20 protein-coding genes and 1 riboswitch are annotated in these 19,118 nt (G+C 68.5%); of the genes, 16 read left to right on the plus strand and 4 right to left on the minus strand.

The window, feature by feature from the left end; genetic code table 11:
• Nucleotides 1-47: 47 nt before the first annotated feature.
• The 3 genes from FEZ61_RS00555 to FEZ61_RS00565 are packed head-to-tail and all read left to right on the plus strand — an operon-like array spanning nucleotide 48 to nucleotide 4,002.
• Nucleotides 48-1,274 (plus strand): cytochrome c, encoded by a 1,227-nt coding sequence (locus tag FEZ61_RS00555; RefSeq protein ID WP_173146720.1) that lies wholly within the window; start codon nucleotides 48-50, stop codon nucleotides 1,272-1,274.
• 2 nt (nucleotides 1,275-1,276) lie between these two features.
• Complete coding sequence (locus FEZ61_RS00560; protein WP_173146722.1) at nucleotides 1,277-1,759, plus strand: 2Fe-2S iron-sulfur cluster-binding protein; 483 nt, start codon at nucleotides 1,277-1,279, stop codon at nucleotides 1,757-1,759.
• On the plus strand, nucleotides 1,756-4,002 hold the full coding sequence (locus FEZ61_RS00565) for a molybdopterin cofactor-binding domain-containing protein (RefSeq protein WP_173146724.1): 2,247 nt from the start codon (nucleotides 1,756-1,758) through the stop codon (nucleotides 4,000-4,002). The genes FEZ61_RS00560 and FEZ61_RS00565 overlap by 4 nt, the downstream gene beginning before the upstream one ends.
• Here FEZ61_RS00565 and FEZ61_RS00570 read toward each other — a convergent pair.
• The 3 genes from FEZ61_RS00570 to FEZ61_RS00580 all read right to left on the minus strand — a co-directional run bounded on the left by FEZ61_RS00570 (nucleotide 3,999) and on the right by FEZ61_RS00580 (nucleotide 6,162).
• Nucleotides 3,999-4,616, minus strand: a complete 618-nt coding sequence (locus FEZ61_RS00570) for a DedA family protein (RefSeq protein ID WP_017638873.1) — start codon at nucleotides 4,614-4,616, stop codon at nucleotides 3,999-4,001. The two genes, FEZ61_RS00565 and FEZ61_RS00570, sit on opposite strands and share 4 nt — an antisense overlap.
• A 131-nt stretch (nucleotides 4,617-4,747) precedes the next feature.
• The gene (locus FEZ61_RS00575) at nucleotides 4,748-5,581 is read right to left on the minus strand and encodes a metallophosphoesterase (RefSeq protein ID WP_160922871.1); all 834 of its coding nucleotides are present in this window, start codon (nucleotides 5,579-5,581) and stop codon (nucleotides 4,748-4,750) included.
• A 212-nt stretch (nucleotides 5,582-5,793) separates the two neighbouring features.
• Nucleotides 5,794-6,162, minus strand: coding sequence for a YggL family protein (locus FEZ61_RS00580; protein WP_007159230.1), 369 nt, complete (start codon nucleotides 6,160-6,162; stop codon nucleotides 5,794-5,796).
• A 132-nt stretch (nucleotides 6,163-6,294) separates the two neighbouring features.
• Here FEZ61_RS00580 and FEZ61_RS00585 point away from each other — a divergent pair, with 132 nt between their 5' ends.
• The 3 genes from FEZ61_RS00585 to FEZ61_RS00595 all read left to right on the plus strand — a co-directional run bounded on the left by FEZ61_RS00585 (nucleotide 6,295) and on the right by FEZ61_RS00595 (nucleotide 9,590).
• Nucleotides 6,295-7,311, plus strand: coding sequence for a LacI family DNA-binding transcriptional regulator (locus FEZ61_RS00585; RefSeq protein WP_173146726.1), 1,017 nt, complete (start codon nucleotides 6,295-6,297; stop codon nucleotides 7,309-7,311).
• Between the two features lie 91 nt (nucleotides 7,312-7,402).
• Complete coding sequence (locus FEZ61_RS00590) at nucleotides 7,403-8,380, plus strand: 2-hydroxyacid dehydrogenase (RefSeq protein ID WP_173146728.1); 978 nt, start codon at nucleotides 7,403-7,405, stop codon at nucleotides 8,378-8,380.
• Nucleotides 8,381-8,390: 10 nt separating this feature from the next.
• Nucleotides 8,391-9,590, plus strand: a complete 1,200-nt coding sequence (locus FEZ61_RS00595) for a mandelate racemase/muconate lactonizing enzyme family protein (protein WP_173146730.1) — start codon at nucleotides 8,391-8,393, stop codon at nucleotides 9,588-9,590.
• 5 nt (nucleotides 9,591-9,595) lie between these two features.
• Here the strand turns inward: FEZ61_RS00595 and FEZ61_RS00600 are convergent, their stop codons facing one another.
• Nucleotides 9,596-9,925 (minus strand): four-helix bundle copper-binding protein, encoded by a 330-nt coding sequence (locus FEZ61_RS00600; protein WP_093249668.1) that lies wholly within the window; start codon nucleotides 9,923-9,925, stop codon nucleotides 9,596-9,598.
• A 97-nt stretch (nucleotides 9,926-10,022) separates the two neighbouring features.
• A riboswitch (cobalamin riboswitch) is annotated at nucleotides 10,023-10,218 on the plus strand.
• A 96-nt stretch (nucleotides 10,219-10,314) separates the two neighbouring features.
• Between FEZ61_RS00600 and cobO the strand changes: the two genes are divergently transcribed.
• From cobO to FEZ61_RS00650, 10 genes are read left to right on the plus strand one after another with little or no spacing between them, the layout of a single operon-like run.
• Nucleotides 10,315-10,941: a cob(I)yrinic acid a,c-diamide adenosyltransferase gene (gene cobO, locus FEZ61_RS00605; RefSeq protein ID WP_064306628.1), complete on the plus strand. Its 627-nt coding sequence runs from the start codon at nucleotides 10,315-10,317 to the stop codon at nucleotides 10,939-10,941.
• Entirely contained in the window at nucleotides 10,935-12,233 is a 1,299-nt protein-coding gene (locus tag FEZ61_RS00610; RefSeq protein ID WP_068385352.1) for a cobyrinate a,c-diamide synthase, read from the plus strand. Before cobO ends, FEZ61_RS00610 begins: the two co-directional genes overlap by 7 nt.
• Complete coding sequence (gene bluB / locus FEZ61_RS00615) at nucleotides 12,230-12,880, plus strand: 5,6-dimethylbenzimidazole synthase (protein ID WP_017638865.1); 651 nt, start codon at nucleotides 12,230-12,232, stop codon at nucleotides 12,878-12,880. The genes FEZ61_RS00610 and bluB overlap by 4 nt, the downstream gene beginning before the upstream one ends.
• Nucleotides 12,877-13,785, plus strand: a complete 909-nt coding sequence (gene cbiB / locus FEZ61_RS00620) for an adenosylcobinamide-phosphate synthase CbiB (protein WP_173146732.1) — start codon at nucleotides 12,877-12,879, stop codon at nucleotides 13,783-13,785. The genes bluB and cbiB overlap by 4 nt, the downstream gene beginning before the upstream one ends.
• Nucleotides 13,778-14,767, plus strand: coding sequence for a threonine-phosphate decarboxylase CobD (cobD, locus tag FEZ61_RS00625; protein WP_173146734.1), 990 nt, complete (start codon nucleotides 13,778-13,780; stop codon nucleotides 14,765-14,767). Before cbiB ends, cobD begins: the two co-directional genes overlap by 8 nt.
• The gene (locus tag FEZ61_RS00630; RefSeq protein ID WP_173146736.1) at nucleotides 14,764-16,215 is read left to right on the plus strand and encodes a cobyric acid synthase; all 1,452 of its coding nucleotides are present in this window, start codon (nucleotides 14,764-14,766) and stop codon (nucleotides 16,213-16,215) included. The genes cobD and FEZ61_RS00630 overlap by 4 nt, the downstream gene beginning before the upstream one ends.
• Nucleotides 16,216-16,737 (plus strand): bifunctional adenosylcobinamide kinase/adenosylcobinamide-phosphate guanylyltransferase, encoded by a 522-nt coding sequence (gene cobU, locus FEZ61_RS00635; protein WP_093249642.1) that lies wholly within the window; start codon nucleotides 16,216-16,218, stop codon nucleotides 16,735-16,737. It begins immediately after the preceding gene.
• Complete coding sequence (gene cobT, locus FEZ61_RS00640; protein WP_068385365.1) at nucleotides 16,734-17,792, plus strand: nicotinate-nucleotide--dimethylbenzimidazole phosphoribosyltransferase; 1,059 nt, start codon at nucleotides 16,734-16,736, stop codon at nucleotides 17,790-17,792. The genes cobU and cobT overlap by 4 nt, the downstream gene beginning before the upstream one ends.
• Nucleotides 17,785-18,336: a histidine phosphatase family protein gene (locus tag FEZ61_RS00645; protein ID WP_173146738.1), complete on the plus strand. Its 552-nt coding sequence runs from the start codon at nucleotides 17,785-17,787 to the stop codon at nucleotides 18,334-18,336. The genes cobT and FEZ61_RS00645 overlap by 8 nt, the downstream gene beginning before the upstream one ends.
• Nucleotides 18,336-19,067 carry an adenosylcobinamide-GDP ribazoletransferase gene (locus tag FEZ61_RS00650; protein WP_068385367.1) on the plus strand — a complete coding sequence of 244 codons (732 nt, stop codon included), beginning with the start codon at nucleotides 18,336-18,338 and terminating at the stop codon, nucleotides 19,065-19,067. Before FEZ61_RS00645 ends, FEZ61_RS00650 begins: the two co-directional genes overlap by 1 nt.
• Nucleotides 19,068-19,118 lie beyond the last annotated feature (51 nt).

Consider the following 19,118-nt stretch of genomic DNA (forward strand, 5'->3'; position numbering starts at 1 on the left):
GCCGCGGCGACATCCGCCAGTCCGGTTCGATCTCACGAGGAGGGCCGATGAGATCCTTTGCCCTGCCCCTGCTGGCGGGGATGCTGCTCCTGTCTAGCGTCGCATCGGCCGGCGCCGATGAGGCGACCCAGGCGCGGGGCGAGTATCTGACGCGCCTGGGCAACTGCCAGGGTTGCCATACCCGCCCGGATGGCGCGCCCTTCGCTGGCGGGGTCGCCTTCGACACGCCGTTCGGTCGTCTCTATTCGAGCAACATCACCCCGGATCGCCAGCAGGGGCTGGGTGACTGGACGGTGGATGAGTTTCGCCGCGCCTTGCATGACGGGCTGGGGCGGGAAGGCGAGCAGCTCTATCCCGCCTTTCCCTATACCGCCTTTACCCGGTTGAGCGACGAGGACGTCGCCGCCATCTTCGCCTTCCTGCAGATCCAGCGGCCGGTGCCCTATGCGCCGCCGGCCAATGCGCTGCGCTTTCCCTTCGACCAGCGCGCGCTGATCCGTGGCTGGAAGTGGCTCAACTTCACGCCAGGTCCGTTACCGGCGACGGCCGATGCGCAGGTGGCGCGAGGCGCCTACCTGGCGGAGGCGCTGGGGCACTGCCAGGAATGCCATACCCCGCGGACCTGGAGTCAGGGGCTCGACAGCGGCCGGGCCTATGCCGGCGCGACCCAGCAGGGCTGGACCGCCTGGAATCTCACCGCGGATCCGCGTGGCCTCGGCGGCTGGAGCGATGCCAAGCTGGCCAGCTATCTGCGCGAAGGCCATCAACGCGGCGAAGCCGTGGCGGCCGGGCCCATGGCGGAGGTGGTAAGTGGTGGCACCCGCCATCTGGACGACGCCGATCTCGGTGCCCTGATCGCCTATCTGCGAACCCTACCGGCGCAGCCCGGAGCGGTCCCGGCGCGCGCCGAGGTGCAGCCGCCCGGAGAGGCCGGACCTCTCACGGCCGCGGAGGCGGAAAGCGCGGCTTTGCTGCAATCCGCTTGCGCCAGCTGTCACGCACCGGATGACCAGGGGCCGGCGGGTCCCTATCCGCGGTCCTTCAGCAACTACTCGGCGGTGCGCGATCCCACAGGGACCAACCTGGTGCGCGTCCTGCTCGACGGTCTCGACCGCCAGGGGCGTAGCGAGCACGCCTTCATGCCAGCCTATCGGGAAATGCTCAGCGATCAGCAGCTCGCCGATCTGGCCACCTACATCGGCCGCCGCTTTGGCGGTCATGCCGCCGACATCCGCCCCGAGGATGTGGCAGCGGCGCGTAACGCGGAGAAATAGCGGTGGCGGCCATTGAATTGAAGGTCAACGGTGAGCAGCGACAGCTCGACGTCGACCCGCGCATGCCCCTGCTGGAGGCCTTGCGCGATGAACTGGGCCTCAAGGGACCGAAATTCGGTTGCGGCCTAGGTGAGTGCGGCGCCTGCACGGTGCTGGCGGATGGCAAGCCGGTGCGCGCCTGCCTGTTGCCGGCAGCCTCCTTCGTCGGTCGCGAGGTGCTGACCCTGGAAGGTCTGGGCACGCCCGAGGCCCCTCATGCGCTGCAGCAGGCCTTCATCGAGGAACAGGCGGCGCAGTGCGGCTATTGCATCCCTGGCATGGTGATGACCGCCCAGGCCCTGCTCGCACGGGTGGCGGATCCCAGCGATGCGCAGATCCGTCAGGCATTGGCCGCCAACTTCTGCGGCTGTGGTACCCACTATCGGATCCTGCGCGCGATCAAGCGCGCGGCGGTGCTGCTGCGCGACGGGCAGGCTCCGGCATGACGCTGTCGCGACGTGCCTTTCTCGGCGGCAGCGCAATGCTGCTGCTGGGTTTCAGCCTGCAGCGACCGGTCGCCGCCCAGGTGCTGCCTGCACCGGCTGACCCGGCGGACCTGGCCAAGACCCTCGATCAGCGCCAGCTGGACGCCTGGCTGGCAGTGGATGCCCAGGGCCAGGTCACCGTCTACAGCGGCAAGGTGGAGCTGGGCACCGGGGTCAGCACGGCGCTGCGGCAGATCGTGGCCGAGGAGCTGTGCGTGTCTTTCGCCGCCACCCGGTTGATCCAGGGCGATACCCGGCTGACGCCGGACCAGGGCATCACCGCTGGCAGCAAGAGCTTGCAGGTAGGCGGTGCCCAGTTGCGCAAGGCCGCCGCCAGCGCGCGGCAATTCCTGTTTCTGGAGGGATCGCGGCGCCTGGGGCTGGATCTGGCCGTGGTGGACACGGTGGACGGCCGCGTGGTCTATCGCGGCGATCCCACCGGACGCTATGTCAGCTATGGCGAACTGGTGGGCGGACGGCCCCTAGGGCGGCTGGTCAATCAGGCCGTGCGCACCCGGGCCGTCAAGGATTGCCGTCTGGTCGGCACCTCGGTGCCACGGGAGGATATCCCCGCCAAGCTGTTCGGCCATTTCGACTATGTCCATGACCTGCGCCTGCCCGGCATGCTGCACGGTTGCGTGGTGCGACCGCCCTGCACCGGCTCGGCGCGGTTGGCCGGGGTGAGCCTTCGCGGTATCGATGCCAGCGCACTGCCGGCTGGCGCTCAACTGGTCTACGAAGGCGCCTTCGTCGCGGTGGTGGCCGAGCAGGCGTGGCTGGCGCGACAGGGCGCGGCGGCGCTACGGGTGGACTGGAGCCTGGTACCGGACCTGCCGCTGCCGGGCGAGCTCTATGCCCGACTGGAAGCCAAGGCCGGACCGGCCGACATCCAGCAGGAGACCGGCGATGTCGCGGGCGAACTGGCGAGCGCTGCGCAGCGCCTGAAGGCCGAGTATCGCTGGCCCTATCAGAATCACGATTCCATCGGTCCCTCCTGCGCAGTCGCGGACGTGGGGGCCGAGGGCGCTACCGTCTGGAGCGGCACCCAGGGCGTCTATCAGCTCAGGGCGGCACTGGCGGACCTGCTGGGGCTGCCGGAAGACGGTATCCATGTCATCTATCAGCAGGCGTCCGGTTGCTATGGCCACAACGGCGCCGATGATGCGGCGGCCGATGCGGCACTACTCTCCAAGTTGTGCGGCCGTCCGGTGCGGGTGCAATGGAGTCGGGCCGACGAGCACGGCTGGAATCCCAAGGGGCCGGCGATGCTGATGCGTCTGGCCGGCGGCCTGAGTGTGACTGGCGATCTGCTGGCCTGGCGCTTCGCCAACTGGACGCCCACCCATCTGACCCGACCCAATGGCCAGACCGGCAAGGCGGCGCTGCTCGCCGGGCAGTTGGCCTACAGCCTGCCGCTCAAGGGCGGTAGGGGCGGCGGCAATCGCAATGCGCCGCTGGACTACGATCTGCTCAATGTCCAGGTGGCCACTCATTGGCTGGAAGCCGGGGATTCACCGTTGCGGCCGTCGGCCTTGCGTGCCCTGGGGGCAGTCGGCAACACCTTCGCCAATGAATCCTTCATGGACGAGCTGGCCCTAGCGGCAGGTGTCGATCCACTGGAATTCCGCCTGCGCTATCTGCAGGACCCACGCGCGCGGGCGGTGCTACAGGCCGCCACTGCCAAGGCCGGGTGGCAACCGCCCGCCGCGCACGAAAAGGCCTGGGACGGCGCGTTGGTGAAGGGGCAGGGTTTGGCCTTCCTGCGCTACGAAAACGAGAACGCCTATGTGGCTGCGGTGGTGGAGGTGGCGGTGAGCGAGGCCACGGGTATCCGGGTCACGCGGGTGGTGGTGGCCCACGACTGCGGTCTGATCGTCAATCCGGACGGCTTGCGCAATCAGCTGGAGGGCTGCGTGGTGCAGGGCATCGCCCGGACCCTCAAGCAGGCGGTGCGCTTCGATCACCAGGGGGTGACGAGTCTGGAGTGGGGCGCCTATCCGCCGCTGACCTTCAATGAATTGCCCGAGCTGGAACTGGAGCTGATCGATCGGCCCGAGGAGCCGGCGGTGGGTGCCGGGGAGGCCTCCACTGCCGCCATCCCCGCGGCCATCGCCAACGCCGTGGCGGCGGCGACCGGTCTGCGGCTGCGCGAGGTGCCGCTGAATCGTGAGCGCCTGCGCGAGGCGCTGGCCGCCCGGCGTTAGGCGCGTTTCAGCCGCTGCTTGAAGAACAGCACGGCGCCGGCGCCCAGCAAGGCGACGACCCCCGCACCGATCCAGAGGGGTTCGTTGCCGGCAAAACTGAAATGGTTGGCGCCCTTGGCCGCGAGGTAGCCCGGGCCCATCATCAGCGGCGCCCAGACGATGGCCGACAACACGTTGGCCGACTGGAAGCGCAGTTGGTTCATCGCCATCATCCCGGCCACCAGGGGGACGGTGTTGCGGATCATGGTCAGGAAACGCCCGCCGAACACGGCGAAGAAGCCATAGCGGCGGAAGAACAGCCGGGTCTTGGCCACCTGCTTGCGATAGCGGCGAAAGGGCGGGCGGTGAACGATGCTGGGACCGAGCCAGCGGCCGATGATGTAGGAGCAGATGTCGCCGAGGATGGCGCCAACGATGGCAGCCAGCACCAGCGGCACGGGCGCGAGGACTCCGGAGCCGGCAAGGCCACCGACTACCAGCATCAGCGCCGTGGCCGGAATGAAGACGCCCAGCAGCACCAGGGATTCGCCGAAGGCGAGCAGGCCGACGATCAGCGGCGCCCAGGCCTGGTGGGTTTCGATAAAGCCAAGCAGCGATTGCGTCAGGGATTCCATGGGAGGCTACTCTTGCCGAAAAGTCCTAAGACTACGCGGCACCCGCAGTCTGTCCGCCGTTTCAACAGCTTGAATCAATTTCCTTGGCTGGAAGTGCGCAGGAGCGCGCATCGGCGCTCCGCGTGGACGCCTCAGGTCTCCGCCAGGGCATCCTGGGCGGCATGCCAGCGCAGTTCGTGACGCTCGCCGACCACGAAACGATCGCCCTGGAAATCCCAGCGCTCCACGTCCACGGTCTTTTCCGCGCCTTCACCGATCAACAGGCGGTTGAAGGAGTTGGGCGAGGTGCCCCGCACGCGCGAAGAAAGCGCGGTGCCGGCCTGAACGATCCAGACCTCGCGGGGTAGGGTGGGGTACTGGCGACTCAAGGGCAGCACATAGGGCAGGTGGATATGCCCCCCCATCACCAGATCCAGGCCGGCATCGGCCCAGGTGGCCAGGGCGTGATCGGCGTTGTGCTGCAGATTGCTCAGGTCACTGAGTTCGAGGGCACCGAAGGGCTGGTGGGCGATGACGATGCGCAGCTTGCCGGGACCGGCGCGGCGCAGGCGTTCGGCCACCCGCTCGATCTGCTCGGCACTCACCGCGCCATCCTTGTGGCGTTGCGGGGCCGTGGTGTTGAGCCCGACCAGCAGCAGCTCGTCGTTCTCGAAACTGGGTTCCAACTCCTGACCGAAATGGCGGCGGTAGTTGCCATAGGGCATCAGGAAACGGGTGAAGAGGTTGTACAGCGGCAGGTCGTGATTGCCCGGGATCACCAGGGTACGCGGGATACCGTAGCTTTCCAGGCGTTCGACGAAGGTCTTGGCGGCAGCGAATTGCTCGCGCCGGGCGCGCTGGGTGATGTCCCCGGAAAGGATGAGGACATCGGCGCCGTGTTCGCGGACATGGGCTTCCAGGGCCGCGACCACAGCAGGTTGCTCGGTGCCGAAGTGGGTATCGGAGATTTGCAGAAGGGTCGTCATGAGGACCTGGTTTCCAACGGATTCCCCTTTACGACCGCAACGGGCGCCAAGCTATCCGACGAGGGTTGCCCAGAGGCTGTTCCAAGGCTCGCGAGCTAGAGCCAAACAAAGCAAAAATGGCTGAGGAAGCAGCGTTTACGAGTGGTAAACGAGCATTCCGAAGCCATTTTCAACGCCGTTTGGCCGACACGCAGCCGCCTTCGAACAGTCTCTTAGACTTCGCCGTCGTGGTGCCAGGCGTCATGCAGCTCGGAGGCATTGGCTTCGCCAACTTCGGCGCGGGCCTTGAGCCAGTCCAGCAGGGCGGTACGGTCTTCCGCGGTGGGCGAGGTGTAGCGCTTGTTGGCCATGATGGTGCCTTCGACCCAGGCGTTGTCGAAGCCACCGATGTAGTCCAGCTTGCGCTCTTCGACGTAGTCGATGAAGTCGCCTAGGAAGGTGTCCAGGTCGTCTTCGCTGAGTTCGTTCTTGAAGCTCACCTTGATTTCGAAGGCCAGTTCCTGGAATTCACCCAGGTACTGCTTCTTGCGCAGGCGACGCTTCATGCGGCTCAAACGGGGATCTTGGTTGGTATCGGTCATGGCGAAGGCCTGGATATCGATGAAAGGGCGGGCATTATCCCTGGCGTCGACGGGTAATGCCAATGGTGGCCGCCAGGAGGGCCGGTTAGCATGGTGGTTTTGGCTGCGACCAGAGCGCGCAGGGGTGGAAGGATGACGGGCAAGACGAGAAGCCGCTCCGGTAGCGTGACCATCCGCGATGTGGCCAGCCTGGCCGGCGTCGCGCCGATCACGGTCTCGCGGGTAGTGAACGCGCCCGCAAGCGTCAAGGCGGCCACCCGTGAGCGGGTACTGACCGCCATAGCAGCAAGCGGCTACATGCCTAACCTGGTGGCTGGGGCCTTGGCCTCCAATCGCAGTCGGCTGGTGGCGGTGCTGGTGCCCATGCTGACCAATCCGCTGTTCGCCGACAGCTACCAGGCGGTGGCCGAGCGACTGGCCCAGGCCGGGTATCAGGTGTTGCTGGGCGTCACTGGCCACGATCCCAGGCATGAAGAGGCGCTGCTGGCGACCATTCTCAGTCGGCGGCCGGATGGCCTGATCCTGACCGGCGTTGATCACACGCCGGCCAGCCGTGCCCGGCTCCAGGCGGCGGGTGTGCCGGTGGTGGAAACCTGGGATCTCAGCGCTGAGCCCATCGATCAGGCGGTAGGGTTTCACCATGAGGCAGTGGGTGCCCTGCTGGCCAAGCGGGCGAACGCTGGCGGTTATGCCCAGGTCGCCCAGGTGGCGGTGGACGATCCCCGCGGTACCCGGCGACGTCTGTCATTGAGTCAGGCCCTGGCCACCCTCGGCATCGCCGAGACGGCGCCGGCGCTATTCACCGGACTGCCCAGCCTGGAGCAGGGGCGCCAGGCCCTGTGCCAGCTGCTCGCCCAAACCAAGGTGCGGCCGCTGCTGGTGGTCTGCACCTCCGACACCCTAGCCCATGGCGTGCTGACCGAGGCCCTGGCGCAGGGGCTGGCGGTGCCAGGCGACGTAGCGGTGATCGGTTTCGGCGATATGGCCTTCGCGGCCCATACCCTGCCTGCCTTGACCACGATACGGGTGGATGCCACGGCCTTGGGGCACATGGCAGCGGAATTGTTGTTGGCCCGTCTGGCGGGTAGTGATGGAGCGCCGCAGCAGCGCGACCTGGGTGTCGAGTGGGTCGAGCGCGCTAGCGCCTAAGAACAGATTGCGGTTGTCAGACGACTTCCTGGGCGCTAGGGTAATAAAAATGGTAGCGGTACCATTTTTTCTCAGCAGGGGGAGGAGCCGGATGAAGATCGTGATGATTGGCGAAGCCGCCACGCACCAGGAGACACTCGCCAGGGACCTGACCAGCCCGGCCACCTTTATTACCTTGCCTCGGGAAGCCCACGCATCAGCCGCCTGGGACGAGCGAATCGAGGGCGCCGATGTCCTGGTCGCCATGCGTCTGCAGCGTTCAACGCAGGCACCCAGGGTACGGCTGCTGCAGGTACCTGGCGCTGGTCTCGATGGCATCGATTTCAGGGTGCTGGCAGCGGACTGCCGCGTCTGCAACGTCTTCGAGCACGAGATTCCCATGGCCGAATACGCCCTGGCCTGCCTGCTCGATCACGAGGTGCGCCTGGGTGAGGCCCAGGCGGCCTTCTCCAGCGAGCGCTGGACCAATGCCTATCTGGGGCGCCAGCCGCGCGGTGAGTTGCAGGGCAGGACCCTGGCGATCCTGGGCTTTGGCAGGATCGGCCAGGCAGTGGCGCAGCGGGCGCGGGCCTTCGGCATGCGCATCCTGGCCATCACCCGTAGTGCTCGCGACGGCCAGGTGCCTTCTGGGGCCGATGCCGCCCTTGCGCCCGAGGCGCTGAACGAGGCCCTGGGCCTGGCCGATTACGTGGTGCTGGCCTGTCCGCTGGACGAGACCACCCGGGGCTGCTTCGGCGCTGCCCAATTCGCCGCCATGCGGCCGGAGGCCGTGCTGCTGAACCTGGCACGAGCGGCGGTGGTGGAAGAAGACGCCCTCTATCAGGCGCTCGCCGACCGGCGCATCGCCAAGGCGTACCTGGACGTCTGGTACCGCTACCCCAATGGCGAAGGCGATCTCGTGGCACCCGCACGGCATCGCTTCGAAGAACTGCCCAATGCCGTCTGCACGCCGCATGTCTCGGGTTGGACCCATGGGCTGTTCGCGCGCCGCTATGCCTTCATCGCCGCCAACATCGAACGCCTGCGGCGAGGCGAAACGCTGCTCAACCAGGTCCACGGACCGCGCTAGAGGAGGCGCCATGCGCATCACTCGTATCGAAACCACCAGGCTCACGCAATTGCCCAATCTGCTCTGGGTGGAGATCCACACCGACAGCGGCCTGATTGGCCTGGGTGAGACCTTTCGTGGCGCCGAAGCGGTGGAGGCGCAGATCCACTCGCTTTGCGCGCCGCTGCTGCTGGGTCGCGATCCCCTACAGATCGAAGCCCACAGCCGGGCGCTGCTGCGTGGCTATCTGGGCTTCAACGGCAGCGGCGTGGAAACCCGAGCGGCTTCGGCGCTGGACATCGCCCTCTGGGACCTGTTCGGCCAGGCTATGGGCGTGCCCATCCATCAGCTGCTGGGTGGCCAGGTCCACGAGCGGATGCGCGCCTATAACACCTGCGCCAGTCCCAACTTCAATACCGGTGGTGAGCAGCGCCGGTTGATCGCCAAGGGCGAGGCCCGCGTGGCCGGACGCTACGACGATCAGGTGGCGGCGGTGGAAAACCCCGGTGAACTGGCCCAGAGTCTGGTGGACGAAGGGTTTGCCGCCATGAAGATCTGGCCCTTCGATGCCTTCGCCCTGGCCAGTGGCGGTCAGTATCTGTCCAGCACCGATTTGCGCCAGGGTCTGGAGCCCTTTGCGCGCATCCGAGAGGCGGTCGGCGATGGCATCGAGGTGATGTGCGAATTCCATTCCTTGTGGAATCCAACCTGCGCCCTGCAGATCGCCCGAGCACTCAAGGACTACAACATCTTCTGGGCGGAAGATCCGATCAAGATGGATCACGTTCAGGGGTTGGCGGATTTCCGGCGGCTGGCGGGTATTCCGGTCTGCGGCAGCGAGACCCTGGCGATGCGCGGCGCCTTCCGCGATCTGTTGGCAGCCGATGCGCTGGACTATGTGATGGTGGATCTGTCTTGGTGCGGTGGGCTGAGCGAGGCGCGCAAGATCGCCACCTTGGCCGAGGCCTATCAGAAGCCCATCGCCCCGCACGACTGCACTGGACCGGTGGTGCTGATGGCCTCGCTGCATCTGGGGTTGGCCTCAGCCAATGCCATCTTTCAGGAAGTGGTGCGAGCCTATCTGGCGGGCTTCTATCGTGAGCTGGTCACCGAGCTGCCGGTACTGGAGCAGGGCTGGCTGCTACCGCCAACCGCACCGGGCCTGGGCACCGCCCTGCATCCGGCGCTGCGCCAGCGGCCGGACCGGATCGGGCGGGTATCAGCGCGGTAAGGGGTTCAGGCGGCCATGGCCGCGCAGGCATCGGCGCAGGCTTCACAGGCCCGAGCGCAGGCCTGGCAGTGATCGGCCTTGTGCTTGCCACATTCGGCGGCGCAGGCACGGCAGGTGGCCAGGCACAGGGCGCAGGCTTCGGCGACGCGATCGCTGTCGCGCTGCATGAAGGTGGCGGCCAGGCGACAGGCGTCGGCGCAATCGCGATCCAGGCGGACGCAGTCGCGCATCATGTCCAGATTGGCTTCGCCCAGGCAGGCGCTGGCGCAGGTTTCGCAGGCGGCGGCGCAGTCGAGGCAGGCCTTGATGCAGGCGGCGAGGGTGGCATCGTTCATCCGGTAGCTCCTGGCGGTGGGTGCTTAGGGTGGACCCGTCCGCTCGACGCCGAGTTCGGCGGGTGCGATCGATTGACGCTCTCCCGGCTAGTCCGTACCCTGCGCCCTTGCACGTGGTGCCCCGCCTGGAGCGGGGTGAAACAGGGAAGCCGGTCGAGCCGGCACTGCCCCCGCAACGGTAGTTGAGCAGTAGCTGCGCGATGCCCACTGGCCCTGGCCGGGAAGGGGCGCGGCGGATGCCACCAGGCATCGGCTCACCAGCCCGGAGACCGGCCACGCTTGCGCTCATCTCGGCGATGCGGAGGGCTTCGCGCGGCGTCGCCATCTGCCTTGCGCGGGTGGCGTCTCTGCCCGTTTCTCCGCCGCGCCCGCACCTGGAGAACCGCCCCATGACCGACACCCCCGATTCGACCAGTCCCGAGCGCGACGAACGCCACCGCGCGCGCATGGTGCGCAAGAAGGCGGTGATCGACGCCCGCATCGCCGACGCCCAGGACGAGCGCGGCCTGCTGCTGGTGCATACCGGCATCGGCAAGGGCAAGAGCAGCTCCGCCTTCGGCATGGCGGCGCGCGCCCTCGGCCATGGCATGCAGGTGGGCGTGGTGCAGTTCATCAAGGGCCGTCGCGACACCGGCGAGCAACTCTTCTTCAAGCGCTTCCCCGACGAGGTGCGCTACCACGTCATGGGCGAGGGCTTCACCTGGGACACCCAGGACCGCGCCCGCGACCTGCAGTCGGCCGCTGCCGCCTGGGCGGTGGCGGTGGAGCTCCTGCGCGATCCAGCCATCGGCCTGGTACTGCTGGATGAACTCAACATCGCCTTCAAGCACGGCTATCTGGACGTCGATCAGGTGCTGGCCGATCTGGCCGGACGTCCGGCGCACCAGCACGTGGTGGTGACCGGCCGCGGCGCCCCGCCGGCGCTGATCGAGGCCGCCGACACCGTGACCGACATGAGTCTGGTCAAGCATGCCTTCCAGTCCGGCGTCCGCGCCCAGCAGGGCATCGAATGGTAGGGGATACGCGGCACTGCCCGGCGCTGCTGATCGCCGCTCCGGCCTCCGGGCAGGGCAAGACCAGCGTCACCGCCGCCCTGGCCCGGCTGCATGCCCGCCAGGGGCGACGGGTGCGGGTGTTCAAGTGCGGTCCGGACTTTCTCGATCCGATGATCCTGGCCCGCGCCAGCGGCGCACCGGTCTACCAGCTCGATCTGTGGATGATAGGCGAGGCCGAGAGTCGGCGCCTGTTATGGGAAGCGGCGGCGGAGGCGGACCTCATCCTCATCGAAGGCGTCATGGGGCTGTTCGACGGGCAGCCGTCGGCGGCGGACCTGGCCGAGCGCTTTGGCGTACCGGTGCTGGGGGTGATCGACGCCGCGGGCCTGGCGCAGACCTTTGGTGCCCTGGCCTATGGCCTGGCCCACTATCGGCCGAGCCTGCCCTTCGCCGGGGTGCTGGCCAATCGCAGTGGCAGTCCGCGGCAGACCCAGTTGATCCGCGGCAGCCTGCCGGCGGGCATGACCTTCTTCGGTAGCCTGCCGCGCGATGCCGGCATCGAGTTGCCCAGTCGTCACCTGGGGCTGATCCAGGCCGACGAGGTCACCGACCTGGATCGCCGTCTGGACATGGCGGCCGACGCCCTGGGTGCCAGTTCCGACATCGAATTGCCAGCGCCGGTGGCCTTCGCCGCGCCGGAACCGGCCGTGGTCGAGCCGCTGCTGGCGGGGGTGCGCATCGGCGTGGCCCGCGATGCGGCCCTGGCGTTTCTCTACCAGGCCAATCTGGACTTGCTGCGCGCCCTGGGCGCCGAGCTGCAGTTCTTTTCCGTGCTCGCTGATCCGACGCTGCCGGAGGTGGACAGCCTCTATCTGCCCGGCGGCTATCCCGAGCTGCACCTGCAGACGTTGTCCAACAATCTGGGCATGCGCGCGGCCATCCGCGCCCATCACGCCGCCGGCAAGCCGATCCTCGCCGAGTGCGGCGGCATGCTCTATCTGCTCGACGAACTCACCGACAAGGCCGGCGAATCCGCCAGCCTGCTCGGGCTGCTGCCCGGCAGCGCGCGAATGCAGACGCGCCTGACGGCGCTGGCGCTGCAATCGGTGGAATTCGAGCAGGGCACCTTGCGCGGCCACACCTATCACCACTCCGCCCTGGAGTCGCCCGAGGCGCCCTGGGCGCGCGGGCTGTGTCCCAATGGCAAGGCGGTCGCCGAGGCGGTCTACCGCGACGGTCGCCTCACCGCCAGCTATATTCACTTCTACATGCCGTCGGCACCCGCCGCGGCCGCCGCGATGCTCAAGCCGTGACCACGACCCCCTATACCCCCGCCGAACAAGCCGCCGTCTACCGAGCCATCGCCGAGCGCCGCGACATGCGCCATTTCTGCGGTGGCGAGGTACCTCCCGAACAACTGGCCCGGCTGCTGGGTGCTGCGCACCAGGCCCCCAGTGTCGGGTTGATGCAACCCTGGCGCTTCCTGCGCATCAGCGATCCAGCCTTGCGCCAGCGCCTGCACGAGCTGGTGGAGGAAGAACGTTGCGCCACCGCCGAAGCGCTCGGCGAGCGCAGCGACGACTTCATGAAGCTCAAGGTGCAGGGCATTCTCGATTGCGCCGAGGTGCTGGTGGCGGCCCTCATGGACGGCCGCGAAGCCCATGTCTTCGGTCGCCGTACCCTCCCGGAAATGGACCTCGCCTCGCTGTCCTGCGCCATCCAGAATCTCTGGCTGGCGGCGCGCTGCGAAGGCCTCGGCATGGGCTGGGTGTCGCTGTTCGAACCGGAAGCCGTGCGCAACCTGCTGGAGATGCCCGAAGGCTCCCAGCCGGCGGCCATCCTCTGCCTGGGGCCGGTGGAAGCTTTCTATCCGCGACCCATGCTGGAAGAGGAGGGCTGGCGTCAGGGCCGGCCGCTGGAAGAACTGGTCTTCGAGAATCGCTGGGGCCAGAAGCCATGATGCTGGCCTTCGCGGTCGTCGGCGGCATGCTGCTTGACCTACTGTTCGGCGAACCCCGCCGTGCCCATCCTCTGGTGCTGTTCGGTCGCCTGGCCGACAGCCTGGAAGCCCGTTTCAATCCCGGTGGCCGCGGTTGGCGCAGTCATGGGGTGATGGCCTGGAGCCTGGCGGTGCTGCCCTGGGTGCTACTCACCGCCTTGCTCTGCCAGATCGGCTGGCTGGCCTGGATCATCCAGCCCCTGGCGCTGTATCTGGCGGTGGGACTGCGCAGTCTGGGCGAGCATGCCGAACCGGTAGCGCGTGCCCTGCAACGCAACAATCTGCCCGAGGCGCGTCGCCGCGTCGGTTACCTGGTCAGTCGCGAAACGGGCGAGCTGGACGAGACCGCCGTGGCCCGCGCCGCCACCGAATCAGTGCTGGAGAATGGCAGTGACGCCGTCTTCGCCGCCTTGTTCTGGTTCGCCCTGCTGGGGGCGCCAGGCGTGGTGCTCTATCGCCTGGCCAATACCCTGGACGCCATGTGGGGCTATCGCACGCCGCGCCTGGAGCGTTTCGGCTGGGCCGCGGCGCGTCTGGACGACGTCCTCAACTATATTCCCGCGCGCCTGGTGGCCCTGACCTATGCCGGCCTTGGCCGCTTCTGGAGCGCCATCGAAAGCTGGCGGTCCCAGGCAGCGCTGTGGGACAGCCCCAACGCCGGCCCGGTGATGGCGGCCGGTGCTGGCGCCCTGGGCGTGAGCCTCGGCGGCGCGGCACGCTACCATGGCGAGTGGCACGAGCGCCCGGTGCTGGGCCGTGGCCCGGCGCCGACCTTCCTGGCCATCACCCGCGCCCTCAAGCTGGTGCGGCGCGGTGCCTGGCTGTGGACCCTGCTGATCGCCCTGGGAGGGCTGCTGCTTGCTTGAGCACGGCGGTCGCCTGAGGCGCGCGGCGCGCACCTACGACATTCCCCTGGCCGACTGGCTGGATCTGTCCACCGGTCTGGCCCCCTGGGCCTGGCCGCTGCCGGAGATTCCTGCCAGCGCCTGGGCCCGGCTGCCGGAGCCTGACGATGGCCTAGTGGAAGCTGCCTGTGCCCGTTACCGGGCCGCCGCGCTGTTGCCAGTGGCCGGCTCCCAGGCGGCCATCCAGGCGCTGCCGACCCTGCGCCCGTCCGCGCGGGTCGCGGTGCTGGCACCTTGCTATGCCGAGCACGCCCTGGCCTGGCAACGCGCCGGGCACGAGGTGCTGGAGTGGAGCGAAGATCAGATCGCGACCCACCTCGACCAGCTGGACGTGGTGGTGGTGGTCAATCCCAACAATCCCACCGGGCAGCGCCTGTCGCCAGCCCGCCTGCTGGACTGGCACGCCCGGCTCGAACGCCGTGGCGCCTGGCTGGTGGTGGACGAGGCCTTCATGGATCCCACTCCGGCGGCGAGTCTGGCGCCTTTCAGCGATCTGCCCGGGCTGATCGTCCTGCGCTCCTTTGGCAAGTTCTTTGGGCTGGCCGGGATGCGCCTGGGCTTCGTGCTGGCGGCGCCAGCACTCTTGGCGCGCCTCGACGAGCACCTCGGGCCCTGGACGGTGAACGGCCCCAGCCGCTATCTCGCCCGGCAACTGCTGGCCGATCAGCAGGGCCAGCAGCGTCAGCGCGAGGCGCTGCTGCAGGCGGGCGAGCGCCTGGCCGCGTTGGTCGTCCGACACGCCCTGGCACCCAGCGGCGGCTGTGCCCTGTTTCAATTGCTGCGGCGTCCCGATGCCGCAGCCCTGCATGAACACCTGGCCCGCCAGGCCATCCTGACCCGCCTGTTCCCCGCGCTTGGCGCCCTGAGAGTCGGCCTGCCCGGCGACGAGTCGGGTTGGCAGCGGCTGGACGCCGGTCTAGCCGGATACCGGAGCCCCCTATGAGTACGCTGATGGTGCAGGGCACCACCTCCGACGCCGGCAAGAGCACCCTGGTAGCCGCCCTGTGCCGCTGGCTCTATCGCCAGGGCGTGGCCGTGGTGCCCTTCAAGCCGCAGAACATGGCGCTCAACAGCGCCGTGACTGCCGATGGCGGCGAGATCGGCCGCGCCCAGGCGGTCCAGGCCCAGGCCTGTGGCCTGGCGCCCCATACCGACATGAATCCGGTGCTGCTCAAGCCCAACACCGACGTCGGTGCCCAGGTGATCATCCATGGCCGTGCCGTCACCAGCATGGACGCCAAGGCCTATCACGCCTACAAGCCGATAGCCCGGGAGGCGGTGCTGGCGTCCCATGCCCGACTGGCCGAGGGCTATCAGGTGGTACTGGTGGAGGGCGCCGGTTCGCCGGCCGAGATCAACCTGCGCCAGGGCGACATCGCCAACATGGGCTTCGCCGAGGCGGTGGACTGCCCGGTGCTGCTGGTGGCCGACATCGACCGTGGCGGCGTCTTCGCCCATCTGGTCGGCACCCTGGACCTGCTCGAGCCCAGCGAGCAGGCGCGCGTCGCCGGCTTCATCATCAATCGCTTTCGCGGCGACCTGGCCCTGCTGCAACCGGGCTTGGACTGGCTCGAAGCCCGCACCGGCAAGCCGGTACTGGGCGTGTTGCCCTATCTGCACGACCTGCACCTGGAAGCCGAGGATCGCCTGGCCACCGGCCAGGTCACCAAGCAGGGGCCGCGGCTGCGGGTGGCGGTACCGGTGATGCCGCGGCTGAGCAACCACACCGACTTCGATCCCCTGCGCCTGCATCCCCAGGTGGAGCTGCTCTTCGTCCGCCAGGGCGAGGAACTGCCCGCAGCGGATCTGATCATCCTCGGCGGCTCCAAGAGCGTGCGCAACGACCTGGCCTTCCTGCGCGCCCAGGGCTGGGACGCGGCCATCGCCCGTCACCTGAGATACGGCGGGCGGGTGCTGGGCATCTGCGGCGGCTTCCAGATGCTCGGCGAGCGGATCGCCGATCCCCTCGGCCTGGAGGGCACGCCCGGCGACAGCGCCGGTCTGGGCCTCTTGGCCATGACCACCGAACTGGCGGCGGAAAAGCAGCTGCGCAACGTGCACGGCTGGCTGTGCGACGGCGCGGCCGAGGTCGCGGGCTATGAGATTCATGCCGGTGTCAGCCAGGGTGCGGCGCTGGCGCGTCCTGTGCTGCGCTTCGCCGATGGTCGCGTCGATGGCAGCCTCAGCGACGACGGCCAGGTGCTGGGCACCTACCTGCACGGCCTGTTCGAGTCGCCCGCCGCCAGCGTTGCCCTGCTGCGCTGGGCGGGTCTCGCCGAACCCCAGCAACTGGACTACCACGCCCTGCGCGAACGGGATCTGGAGCGCCTGGCCGATCTGGTCGAGCATCACTTGGACACCGGGCGCCTGCGCGCCCTCTGCGAGCTCTAGATGCGCGAATTCATCCTGGGCGGCGCTCGCTCCGGCAAGAGCGCCCTGGCCGAGCGCCTGGCCGCCGAGTCCGGCCTTGCCGTCACCTATATCGCCACCGCCGGGGGCAACGATGCCGAGCTGGCCCGGCGCATCGAACGTCATGCCGCCCGCCGGCCGGCGCACTGGGCGCTGGTGGAAGAACCTCTGGCGCTGGCCGAACGCCTGCAGGCTCTGGCGGCGCCGGATGCCTGCCTGCTGGTGGATTGCCTGACCCTCTGGCTGACCAATCTGCTCTTGCTCGATGATCCCCGGCGCCTTGAGCAAGCCTGCACCCAGCTGCTCGACGCCTTGCCACAGTTGCCTGGTCGCCTGATCTTCGTCAGCAACGAGACCGGGCTGGGCGTCGTCCCGCTGGGCGAGCTGACCCGGCGCTATGTCGATGCCGCCGGCGAATTGCATCAGGCCCTGGCCGCGCGCTGCGAGCGCGTGGTGCTGACCGTCGCCGGTCTCCCCCTGACCCTCAAAGGAACCCCGCTATGAGCATGCCCTGGTGGCAAGGACCCTGCCGCCAACCCGATACCGCCGCGGCCGAAGCCGCACGCCAGCGGCAGACGGTATTGACCAAGCCGAGCGGTTCGCTCGGCGATCTGGAGGTGCTGGCCATCCAGCTGGCCGCCCTGCAGGGTACGCCCCGGCCGCTGCTGCAGCGCACCGCCATCGCCGTCTTCGCCGGTGATCACGGGGTGGTGGAGGAGGGCGTCTCGGCCTATCCGCAGGCCGTCACCGCCGAGATGGTGCGCAACTTCGTGCGCGGCGGCGCGGCCATCAGCGTGCTCGCCCGGCAGTTGGACGCGGCCCTGGAAGTCATCAACCTGGGCACCGTCACGCCCCTGGAAGCCTTGCCCGGCGTCATCGACCTGCCGCTCGGACGCGGTACAGCCAACTTCACCCTGACCCCGGCCATGACCCATGACCAGTGCCAGGCCGCGCTGCAGGCCGGGCGCGACGCCGTCCTGCGCGCCTGCGCCGGGGGTGCCGATCTGTTCATTGGCGGCGAGATGGGCATCGGCAACACCACCGCCGCCAGCGCCATTGCCAGTGTGCTGCTGGATACCTCGCCGCTGGCCCTGGCCGGACCCGGGACCGGGCTGGACGCCGATGGCGTGGCGCGCAAGGTGGCGGTCATCCAGCGCGCCCTGTTGCGCCATGGCGATACCCTGCAGGATCCCTATGAACTCTTGCGCCGCCTGGGCGGTTTCGAGCTGGCGGCCCTGACCGGCGCCTACCTGGCCTGTGCCCAGCAGGGCCTGCCGACCCTGGTGGACGGCTTCATCTGCTCGGTGGCCGCGCTCTGTGCCCAGCACCTGCAACCCGACACCCGCGACTGGCTACTGTTCGCCCATTGCGGCGCCGAGCCCGGTCATGCGGCGGTGTTGCTGGCCCTGGGCGGCGAACCCCTGCTGGATCTCGGCCTGCGCCTCGGCGAAGGCAGTGGCGCGGCCCTGGCGGTTCCCCTGCTGCAACTGTCCTGCCGCCTGCACAGCGAGATGGCGACCTTCGCCGAAGCCAGTGTCTCCAGTCGCGCCCATGACTGATTGCTGGCTGCTGCGCCATGGCGTCACCGAGGGCCCCGAAGGCTTTCGTGGGCGCCTCGATCCGCCCCTGTCGGAACAGGGGTGGAAGCAAATGCGCGCCGCCGTTGCCGCGCAGCCACCGTTCGAACTCATCCTGACGTCGCCGCAGCAACGCTGCGCGCACTTCGCCGAGTGGCTGGCGGCGGAGCAGGGCACCGAACTGATGGTGGAGGCGGATCTGCGCGAACTGGATTTCGGCGCCTGGGAAGGCCACAGCGCCGCGGAGCTCATGCAGGACCAGGCCGAGGCCCTGGGACTGTTCTGGGCCGACCCCTATGCCTATACCCCGCCTGGGGGCGAGCCCGTGGCCGCCTTCGCCGAACGAGTGCTGGGAGCGGTGGCACGCTGGCGTCCACGCCTGCACGGGCGGCGCAGCCTGCTCGTCACCCACGGCGGCGTCATCCGCCTGTTGCTGGCTCGCCAGCGCGGTCTGGCGGCCAAGGACCTGCTGCAGGTCGAGGCGCCCTATGCGACCCTGCAGCCACTGGCGCTGGAGGAGAGCTGATGCCACTGCCGCTGCTGATCGCCGTGCAGTTTCTCACGCGCCTGCCGATCCGGCTGCCCGGCCTGCCGCCCGCCGAGGCCGTCGGCCGCTCGGTGCTCTGGTATCCCGCAGTGGGCTTGCTGCTGGGCGCGCTCCTGAGCCTGATCGCCTGGTTGAGCGCGGCGGGCGGCGTCTTCCTGCAGGCGGCGCTGGTGCTGGCCGGCTGGGTGATCCTCACCGGCGGCCTGCACCTGGATGGCCTGGCCGACACGGTAGATGCCTGGATCGGCGGCTATGGCGATCGCGAGCGGACCCTGGCCATCATGAAGGATCCGGCCTGCGGCCCCATGGGCGTGCTGGCGCTGCTGTTGACCCTGCTGCTCAAGTGGAGCGCCCTGGTCGTCCTGCTACCGCATGCGCCGGCTGGCCTGTGGCTGGCGCCGCTGGCCGGTCGCCTGGCGCTGCCCTGGCTGTTGCTGACCACGCCCTATGTGCGCCCCGGTGGCCTCGGCGATCTGCTCAGTCGCCACCTGCCGCGGACTGCGCTCAAGGGAGTGCTGCTGCTGGGGGCCATTGGTATGGTCCTGCTACCCCAGGGCGTGACCGCGCTGCTGGTGACCGCCATGGTCGCGCTGCTGGTGCGTCGTGCCCTGCGCCAGCGTCTCGGCGGCACCACCGGCGATACCGCCGGAGCGCTGCTGGAGCTCGCCGAGAGCGGGGTGCTGGTCGCGCTGGCCCTGTCGCTGGGCTGAAAAATCGACCCAAGCGTGAGATACCCGGGATTTTGCGATCTCCGTCCTTGA

Source organism: Pseudomonas sp. MS15a(2019), assembly GCF_013277805.1.
Taxonomy (GTDB): Bacteria; Pseudomonadota; Gammaproteobacteria; order Pseudomonadales; family Pseudomonadaceae; genus Chryseomonas; species Chryseomonas benzopyrenica.

What these genes read in the sequence shown, in the direction of transcription:
- FEZ61_RS00555 (WP_173146720.1), top strand. Translation starts at nt 48, where the DNA reads ATGAGATCCTTTGCCCTGCCCCTGCTGGCGGGGATGCTGCTCCTGTCT.
- FEZ61_RS00565 (WP_173146724.1), top strand. Translation starts at nt 1,756, where the DNA reads ATGACGCTGTCGCGACGTGCCTTTCTCGGCGGCAGCGCAATGCTGCTG.
- FEZ61_RS00570 (WP_017638873.1), bottom strand. Translation starts at nt 4,616, where the DNA reads ATGGAATCCCTGACGCAATCGCTGCTTGGCTTTATCGAAACCCACCAG.
- FEZ61_RS00575 (WP_160922871.1), bottom strand. Translation starts at nt 5,581, where the DNA reads ATGACGACCCTTCTGCAAATCTCCGATACCCACTTCGGCACCGAGCAA.
- FEZ61_RS00580 (WP_007159230.1), bottom strand. Translation starts at nt 6,162, where the DNA reads ATGACCGATACCAACCAAGATCCCCGTTTGAGCCGCATGAAGCGTCGC.
- FEZ61_RS00585 (WP_173146726.1), top strand. Translation starts at nt 6,295, where the DNA reads ATGACGGGCAAGACGAGAAGCCGCTCCGGTAGCGTGACCATCCGCGAT.
- FEZ61_RS00590 (WP_173146728.1), top strand. Translation starts at nt 7,403, where the DNA reads ATGAAGATCGTGATGATTGGCGAAGCCGCCACGCACCAGGAGACACTC.
- FEZ61_RS00595 (WP_173146730.1), top strand. Translation starts at nt 8,391, where the DNA reads ATGCGCATCACTCGTATCGAAACCACCAGGCTCACGCAATTGCCCAAT.
- FEZ61_RS00600 (WP_093249668.1), bottom strand. Translation starts at nt 9,925, where the DNA reads ATGAACGATGCCACCCTCGCCGCCTGCATCAAGGCCTGCCTCGACTGC.
- cobO (WP_064306628.1), top strand. Translation starts at nt 10,315, where the DNA reads ATGACCGACACCCCCGATTCGACCAGTCCCGAGCGCGACGAACGCCAC.
- FEZ61_RS00610 (WP_068385352.1), top strand. Translation starts at nt 10,935, where the DNA reads ATGGTAGGGGATACGCGGCACTGCCCGGCGCTGCTGATCGCCGCTCCG.
- cbiB (WP_173146732.1), top strand. Translation starts at nt 12,877, where the DNA reads ATGATGCTGGCCTTCGCGGTCGTCGGCGGCATGCTGCTTGACCTACTG.
- FEZ61_RS00630 (WP_173146736.1), top strand. Translation starts at nt 14,764, where the DNA reads ATGAGTACGCTGATGGTGCAGGGCACCACCTCCGACGCCGGCAAGAGC.
- cobU (WP_093249642.1), top strand. Translation starts at nt 16,216, where the DNA reads ATGCGCGAATTCATCCTGGGCGGCGCTCGCTCCGGCAAGAGCGCCCTG.
- cobT (WP_068385365.1), top strand. Translation starts at nt 16,734, where the DNA reads ATGAGCATGCCCTGGTGGCAAGGACCCTGCCGCCAACCCGATACCGCC.
- FEZ61_RS00645 (WP_173146738.1), top strand. Translation starts at nt 17,785, where the DNA reads ATGACTGATTGCTGGCTGCTGCGCCATGGCGTCACCGAGGGCCCCGAA.
- FEZ61_RS00650 (WP_068385367.1), top strand. Translation starts at nt 18,336, where the DNA reads ATGCCACTGCCGCTGCTGATCGCCGTGCAGTTTCTCACGCGCCTGCCG.